Here is an 8340-nt window from a genome sequence, read left to right as displayed (position 1 = left end):
CTGGACGTAGGCTTCATCAAGCTGGCTGAGGCTGTGGTCGCTCAGGTGCATCGGTCAGTGGCGCGGTATCATCGGGCAGCGTATGGGAGGGCATCTTGATCGGGCTGGAGGCAGCGGTCAAGGGGTCTCTGAACGGCTACCTTGCTTGCAGAAAGGGACCGCTGGGTCAACTCTTATTTCCTCTTGAGTATTTCAAAATCACCCTCGTCTATTAAGTATCCGATCGCCCCATCGGTCATTCTGACCTTGCAAGCCCTGTAGTCCTTTCCATAAATACAATTCAATAAATATCCGGCGTCCCCAGCCTTCAGTGTTGCAATTATTATATTTCGCTGTGGATTAGTGCTGGGGTAGCCATACGGGTATGGTTGTTCCAGCAATTTAGTTGGCCTCTTTACGAATACGACTGTGTCATTCTGACAGCCCGCTATGATGAGCATGACAACGCTTGCCATGAAGTGCGCAATCCGTTCTGTTCCGAGCGTCATCTTTTGTTGCCATTAGCGTTTGTAGTTGGTGGCTAGTGGATGTACGCCTTTCGGAAAGCCGAAGGAGCGTACAGCACATGATTCCCAAAATGGGTCGTCATGAGATATGGTTATTAGCATCTCATGTAATATCCAGACATCAGGTGTTTCGTCGGCCCCGCGAGCAGGGCACCTTCGATACGGGAATATCTGATTGTCAAATCAAGCCGCTGTAGGCGCGCACAAAGCCTCGGGCCAACACGTAACGCATACAAAGCGCTCATCGCATTTAAACAGATGGCTCCCCGATTGCTATTTTAATGGGCGTGAACTACCAGAAGAACGAGCCAAATAAAAATTATACTTGGCAACCTTGCCGGAGTCGATTATGGCATTACCGAAAGAGACGGGAAAAAGGCTGGCGCCAACATCAACTCCCGCGGAGTTCAACCCTGTTTGCACCGGATTAACACAGTTATTGCTTATGCGGCCATATTCCCCAGGACTATGCAGCGCTCGCTCAAGAGTGTTTTCTTGATTCTGCGTAAGGTCGATAACTGACCCAACGCCATCTCTAAAACCATTGCGAGCCTCATAAGCCGCCGCAGGTTGAATATCCATGCCATGAGGACCAAATGAATATGATGTTCCGTTTAGGTTAACGGATACATGCCCAAATGACGACTTACCATAGCCAACGGGTCGCCAAATTATTACCTCGGTATAGAGTCCTAGGGAATCGACGCGGTTACTCGGGGCATTTCCGACGTACGCATAAGAATTGAGATCGTCCGCATACCCGATCGGATCGGTCTGCAGGAACCGCCCCAGCGTCGGCGAATAGAATCTGGCCTTGTAGTGGTAGAGGCCAAGCTGGCCAATGAGCTGCTGGCCGGTGTAGCGGAAGCGGACCCCGGAGGACGCGTTGGGCTCGCCGAACGGTCCGTAGCTGTAGGTGGCGGTAGACGTCCCGGCGCCGTTGGCGGTGGCGACGACACTGCCCAGGTGGTCGGCATAGAGCCAGGACTTGTTGGTGGTGGTCACGCCCTCATAGGCGACCACGGGTTCATCGAGACCGGGGCCATGGACGTAGCGGCGCAGTAGGTTACCGGCGCCATCGTACTCGGCGATCAGGTCGGTGCCATCGTAGAGCAGGTTGGTGACGGCGCCGCCGATGGCACTCTGACGTAGCCGTCCCGCGGCGTCGTAGGTAAGGGTGGCGGCCAGACCGGTCTTGGTGGCGGTCCTGAGCCGATTGTCGAGGTCGTAACCGTAACTCCAGGTGCCGTCGTTGGTCAGGTTGGCGTTGGCATCGTAGCCTGGGGTCGCGGCCCCGGCCTTGGCGTACTGGTTGAGGCCGTTGGCGGTGTAGGCGGCGGTGCCGTTGACGGCGCCGGCCCACTGGTAGGCGTCGTTGCTCCAGCCTTGTCCGGTTATCTCGCCCGCCCGATTGCGGGTATAGGTATAGGTCAGGTCCTGGGCGGTCCCGGTGAGGTTGTGGGAGATGGTGGCCAGGGCCGACTGCGGGTTGTAGGTGTAGCCGGTGGCGGTGCCGTTACCCAGCGTCGCGGTGGTGCGCCGCGAGCGGTCGTCGTAGGCGTAGGTCACCAGGGCGACGCTGCCTGACTCCTTGATGACCGTGGGGCGGTTGAGCGCGTCGTAGGCGGTCGTCACATAGAAGGCGGCGGCCTCCGGCCAGGTGGTGCGGGTGCGGTTGCCGGCCGCATCGTATTGGAAGCTGAGCGTTTTGCCGCCGGCGGCGGTACTGGTGAGACGCCCGGCGTTGTCGTAGACGTGCGTGATGCTATAGCTGCCATTGGCGAAGTTGGCCACGGTCCGTCGGCCAAGCAGGTCATAGGCGAAGCCGACGTTGTCCGCAATTGCGGGGTAGGTGCGGCTCACCAGCCGATCGAGGTTGTCGTAGGCTAGGGTAACGGTCTGGCCGCTGCGTTTGCGCAGGCTCGTGACATTGCCCGCGGCGTCATAGCCGTATTGCTCGAAGTCGGTCGCCGCGGAGGTCCCGCCGCCCGCCGGGTTGGGGAACAGGGTCTTGACCTTGCGGTCGTGTCCGTCGTATTGGTCGGTAGTCAGGTTACCCTTATCCTGCACCGTGGCCTGCCGGCCGTTTGCCGTATAGGTATAGGTGGCATAGGTCTGGGCGAGTGCGGTGCCCACCGCTCGCCTGATCGCCTGCACGCTCCCGTCGAGGTTGTAGAGGGTCTCGGTGACCCGTGGGCCGCCCTGCGCGGGCGTCAGGCTCAGGGTCACGCGGACCTGGCGGTCGAGCGCATCGTACCCATAGGTCGCCACTGCCGCCGGGGCAGCGGCGGTGGGACAGGTGGTAGCGCCCGCGGTTTGACCCGGCCCCCACACCTGGGTGAGCTTGCCGCTGGGGCTGTAGGTGCGGCAGGAGACCGCCCATTGGGTGCCGATTTGCGCCGCGGCGCGCACCAGGCGACCGTCCGCGTCATAGGCGTGGCGGGTCTGCTTGCCGAGCGCGTCAGTGGTTTGGACGAGTCGGCGTTCGGCGTCGTAGGCCATGGCGACGGTGTCAGCGACATCGGTTCGCGGCCCGTTGACCCCGGTGAGGTTGCCACTGGCGTCGTACGTAAAGGCGGTGACCAGATTGAGCTTGCCGGTGCCGGAATCGACCGTTACCGTCTTGGGGACGAACCGGTTGGCGGCGTCATAGGCGGTGGCTGTGACCACCGAGTTCGCCGCGCTGGTCTTCTGCGTCACCGTGGTCGGCAGGTAGAAGGTCGGGTACCCGGCAGCGGAGAAGCTGCGGTAGGCGTAGGTCGTCGCTGGGGCCACGCCCGCGGCGTCGGTTGGTTGAGTCACGCTGAGCGGTCCCTGGCCGTCATAGCGGTTGGTGGTGACCCGCCCTAGGGGATCAATGGATCTCAGCACCTTGCCAAAGCCGTCGGGGTAACTGACGAGGCTGCGCCCCAGCGGCCCCAGTTCCTCGGACCGGGAGCCGGCGAAGTAATAGGTATAGGCCTGGCCGTTGGCGTCGCTCTGGGTCTGCACCCGGCCCAGGCTGTCATAGACGTTGGTCACGAAGGCGACCGTCGGGTTGCTGGGATAGTACAGCTTGGTCAGGCGCCTGGGCAGGTCGTACTGGAAACTGGTGGTCTTGGCCGCGGCATCGGTGTAGGTGACCAGATTGCCGCTGGTGTCGTAGGCGTACTTGACGGTGCGGGTGCCGTCAGAGACCTGCGTCACGCGCCCCGCTGCATTCGTCAGGGTAAGGGTCCGTCCCAGGCTGTTCTGCACCTTGGTCAGGTCGTTGCCGGTGTAAGTGAATTTGACCTGGAGGCCGCTCGGATCAACGAAGCTCGCGAGACGGCCGACGGTATTGAAATTGAGGTTCGCCTTATGGCGCGTCTCATAGCTGTAAGTGCCGTCGGGATTCTTGATCAAGCGCGCCGGATTGCCGGGCGGCGCATTGTAGGTGCCATCGGGGAGCCGGACGAAGACCTCACCGTTCAAACCCTGGCGCACCGTGACCGTGTTCTCGAGCAATTGGTCACCGAACCAGCGCTGGCCGAGGGTCGCAATAACCAGCTTGTCCAGCGGCTTGGCGGGGTCGGCGAGCAGGTCGAGCGCGACCCGCTGCTCGACGATGCTGGTGACCGCATCCAGGGCCGAGTCCTCACCCAGGCCCTGGAAACCGTCTGAGCCCAGGCCGGCATCCAGCGCGAAATTGTGGGTCCAACCCCGACCCAGTGGCCCCGGCTGAGTCCGCAGGCCAGAGCTGTAGAGGCGCTCGAAGCCGAGTGATCGCGGAAACTCCCCCAGGCCAAGGGTGATGTCTTGGTGGGTATAGAGGTAATGACCCTTGGTCATGTCGATGGGCTCGCCGAAGGCGTGGCCCGTCGACTGCAGGTAGTTGCCGAGCGGGCTGCTGGTGTTGTCCAGCACATTGGGGGCGAACACGACTGGCAGTTGCGGCAGCGTCGAGAACCCCCCAGCGAGGCCGCCGCCGATGATAGCGCCGATACTGGAGCCGCCGGCACCGATCAGGAGGTCGAAATAGCCGGCCCCGGACCAGGTGCCCTCCGTGAGGTCGCAACGTTTCGGCAAGATCAGCCGGTGACCCGCATTCACCGCGGCCTGGAAGGCCCCGAGCCGGGACGTGCAGGCGACCAGATTGGGTTTGACGGCAGTGGCGTAGTTGCTCGCGGTCGCGTCGTAGATCGGCTGGTTGCCGGCGACGGCGAGGTCAATCAGCTTGACGGTGGAGACCGCGCTAACCCCGGCGGTCTGCTGCACGGTGGTCGACTCGAAGATGCTCAGGTGCATCGCCATGCTGAAAAAGGCCGTCGTTTCCTTGGCGGGGTCGGCACTTTGACTGACCACGCTGACCATGTTCCCGGGCAGGTCGACATACGAGGCAGTGTTGAACCCGGCGATGCCCACTTGGTGGTGGAGCAGGGTGGTGGTCCTGGCCAACTGGTCGCCGATGGCGTCCGAACGATTGACCTGGGCGAGCCAGGTCGCGGAGAGCGCCGCGAGGCTTGAGCCCAGGACCGCCTCCGAGCTATCCGCATTGCCTGCGGCCCTGGCCGCATCGAGTTGGTTTCGATACCGCTCGACCAAGCCGCGCCCGGCCGGTCCCCAGCCATTGCCGATCAGGAAGGTCCCGCCGGCCTGGATCTGCTGAGTGAAGGTCTGGTTCGTACCAGTGGAGGCATAGGCACCGTGGGCAATGGTAAAGGTGACGGTACCGACGGTGCCGCGTGTCACCGCCGTGCCGGTCCCCTGCACCACACCGTCGAGCTTCAGCACCGGCCGATTGGCGCTGTCATAGCTGATGGTCAGACGCTTGCCGTAGATCGCATCGGAGCTAAAGGTGGCGTAGAGGCCCTGATACTGCAGGCGCAGGGTGGGCTTGTAGCCGGCCGGGATCTCCGTCCACTCGGTGACGGCGACCGCGTTGTCCTGGTATGGCAGGCTGGTCTGGCGCAACGTCCTGCCGTCGTGGGGGACGATGCTGGTGCCGCCGACGACATCCTCCAGCGCTGCGGTCGGCAGATTGGCCCGCAGGTAGTTCGTCAGGGTGGTGGCATAGGCGGTCAGATTGGCGCGGATGACGTTACGGTTGAGCGCCTGGACCGACGACGCGGTCACGGTCGCGCCGCTCTTGGCCTGGGTCAGGTAGGTGGCGGCGTTGTATAGCCGCTGGCCGCTGCCAGATCGATCCCGGCCTTGCTCGTGTGGGGTTTGAAGCTGGGGTCGAAATAGTAATTGGTGCCCCCGATGTTCGCCTTGACCCACAGATGATCGATCTTGATGCTGACCAGCGCCGCGGTCGAGCCTGGACAGCTACCCGCGGCGGTCGCCGTCACGGCTGCGATTGGCACCTGACCCTGGGCCAACAGGTTGATGACGGCGCAGACCTTGGCGGTATCGACCCCCAGCCAATCCCGGACCTGGGCCGCGGTCAGGTTGATCCGTCCCTTAACGAAGTTGGCGGTATAGCCCGCCTGGCGCAGCAGCGACACCATCAGGGCCACCTGGTCGAAGGCGGTGCCCCGATTGTCCAGCACCGCCCCCAGGGCGCCCTTCTGGGGGCCCCAGATGGGGTAGTAGTCGATCCCGTTGCGCACGTACTCGTAGATCAGGTCGGGGTCGTTGCGCAGTGCCCGCGCCAACTCGACGATGGACGCGGGGCCGGTGGGCGCCTCCTGGCCTGCCAGGCCTATCGGTCCCACGGCGGTTGCGGCACCTGGCGCGGACTTTGCCGTGAGCACCGTGAGGTTCAGGTCAGCGGGGATCGGGCGGGCGGCGATGGCCTGCTCGGACTCAAAGGGCGTCACCGGCGCCAGGATGGCCCGGTTGACGCCGGGCACCGCCGCGACCGGGGACGTGACGCCGCGCGTCGCCTGGAGTGCGGCTGGACTCGCGGACGACCCCGAGGTCACCACCGGCGTATCAGACCAAAAGGCGACATTGCCTTCCGCCCGGACGGTGGCCGAGAACCATGCGATGAGCAGCCCCAGGGCCGCACCAACCCACCCACGCTTTGGAGACATCGCTATCCCTTCCTCGAATTAAGATGGGGACATCCAAGACCACCCACACTGGCAGGTGGTCCGGCAGACCGCTCGGTTGCGCTTAGCGCCAGCCATCGATACGCAAACCCCAGACAGCGCGATTCGTCGAATTCCCGGCGTGTTCAACGGAGAGCACGGCGGGTAATCCGGCCGGCAATGGGATGGCCCAGGGCAGGCCCCAAGCGCCCGCGCCGGTGAGGGCGACCGGTGCCTGGAGGGCGCCGTCGAGCCGCACCCGGAGTTCATTGCCGTAGGTCACATCGAAAAAGCGCAAGTCCAACTCCGTCGGCACCTTGGTCGGCGGCAGCAGCACGCTCAGGGCGTCGTGGCGCTGCTGCGCGGTTGCCTGGTCGGGCAGCCCATCGCCCAGGGCCGTGTCCCCGGGGAGCACCCGGTCGATGCGCAGGCCCCAGGGCTCCAGCGGGCCGAACCGATTGGTAATCAGCAATCGGTGGTCGCCGGGCGCCAGTCGGTCCGGAGCGAGCCAGAGGTGGGAGGGCGTGCCCCAGATGCGATCACCGCCGCGCGGCAGGTCGACCAAAGGCTCATCATCGAGGGTAATGGCGATCTCCCCGTCACTATTGGTGTCCCAGCCCGCCAGTTCGATCAGGTACCCGGCCGCCTGGCCCGGTCCGTCACTGCCGAGGTGCAGTTCGATGCCATCGGGATGGGTCAGGTCGCCGCCGGGCAGTCCGTATTGATTGCCCCAGACGCTGCCAAAGGCGTAAAGCCCGAGGCGGGTAACGCCCCAGACGGCGCTCGCGTCGCGGGGCGCGAGCGTGACGGCGTTCTCTGCGGGAATCTGCAACGCGGCCGGGAGCAGCCACAGACTGGGTGTGCCCCAGGTCCCATCGCGGGCTTCACTGAGATAGCCGAGCAGGGTGCCATTGAGCCAGAGGCCGACCTCGTCGGCCGCGTCAATGGCATAGCCCTGGACATGCAGCAGACGGTCGTGGCCGTCACCCATAAAGGTCGCGGTGAGCGCGCGCTCCAAGTGCTCGCTGCGGTCGTTCCAGCCGTAGATGCCGGGGTCTTCGCCACCAGCGGGAAGGCGCACGGGACCGGTCGCCGCCTCGACGGTGCCCGTTGCCGTGGCGGTTGCGCTCGGGCTCGCCCGCTGAGTAGTCGCGGGTGCGGGCACTGCCGCCTTCATCGCGACGGCCGCCGCACCGGTCACCGCCATGCTGGAACGATTACCCGCGGCGTCATACACATACGCGATGACGGCACCGTTGGTATAGGCGACCCTGGTCAGGCGCCCCAGGGTATCGTAGGTGTAGGCGGCAGACCCGGCCCACACCGGACCGGCGAGGGACACGAGGATCAACCCCATGGAGCGAAGCCCCCTGCTGCGCAAGGCGCCCGATGGAACCTGCTTTCGTTGCGTGTGCGGGGACAGCGAAGCCGATAAGCCCATTGTCATCCTCCGCTCGGTGCAGGCGTGCGCTTCATCAGGTGCCGAGATCAGGGTCGGACTTGGGTGGCAAGCACATGCGCCACAGCCGGCGGACTTGCCGACGCTGCCGCAAGGAGGCCAGTCGTACTTTCACGACCTTAGCGGGATATTATCGCGAGTCAACAGGCGTTGTAAAGTTCCCGCAGGTCTGGATAACGCTGATTGACGATTGTTTTTCCACCCTTTGGCGGAGTGGCACTGGTTCAGTTTGGCGACTGCCTTAAGATATTGATTAGACAGCAAGTAAAGGATTGCTGAGGGATGGCCGAAGCCTAAAGATATCCTGCCATGAAAGCCCTTGTTGTATGATTCCGATCGCGACTGCAGGAACTTTCTTGGTCGTAAAATGTGTGCGAAT

5 protein-coding genes are annotated in these 8340 nt (G+C 63.5%); all 5 read right to left on the bottom strand.

Annotated elements, in window-relative coordinates; all coding sequences use genetic code 11:
* Nucleotides 1-173: 173 nt before the first annotated feature.
* Nucleotides 174-455, bottom strand: a complete 282-nt coding sequence (locus tag QZY48_RS32950) for a hypothetical protein (protein WP_295438761.1) — start codon at nucleotides 453-455, stop codon at nucleotides 174-176.
* A 324-nt stretch (nucleotides 456-779) separates the two neighbouring features.
* The gene (locus tag QZY48_RS32945) at nucleotides 780-5600 is read right to left on the bottom strand and encodes an RHS repeat-associated core domain-containing protein (protein WP_295438759.1); all 4821 of its coding nucleotides are present in this window, start codon (nucleotides 5598-5600) and stop codon (nucleotides 780-782) included.
* 23 nt (nucleotides 5601-5623) lie between these two features.
* On the bottom strand, nucleotides 5624-6505 hold the full coding sequence (locus QZY48_RS32940) for a transglutaminase domain-containing protein (RefSeq protein WP_295438757.1): 882 nt from the start codon (nucleotides 6503-6505) through the stop codon (nucleotides 5624-5626).
* A gap of 82 nt (nucleotides 6506-6587) precedes the next feature.
* On the bottom strand, nucleotides 6588-7859 hold the full coding sequence (locus tag QZY48_RS32935) for an RHS repeat domain-containing protein (protein ID WP_295438755.1): 1272 nt from the start codon (nucleotides 7857-7859) through the stop codon (nucleotides 6588-6590).
* 213 nt (nucleotides 7860-8072) lie between these two features.
* A partial coding sequence (locus tag QZY48_RS32930; protein ID WP_295438754.1) for a hypothetical protein occupies nucleotides 8073-8340 on the bottom strand: 268 nt, incomplete at its 5' end.

It is taken from the genome of uncultured Thiodictyon sp. (genome assembly GCF_903828115.1).
In the GTDB taxonomy this organism is placed as follows: domain Bacteria; phylum Pseudomonadota; class Gammaproteobacteria; order Chromatiales; family Chromatiaceae; genus Thiodictyon.
The sequence above is the reverse complement of the archived record's forward strand: the minus strand, read 5'-3'. Positions and strand labels throughout refer to the sequence as shown.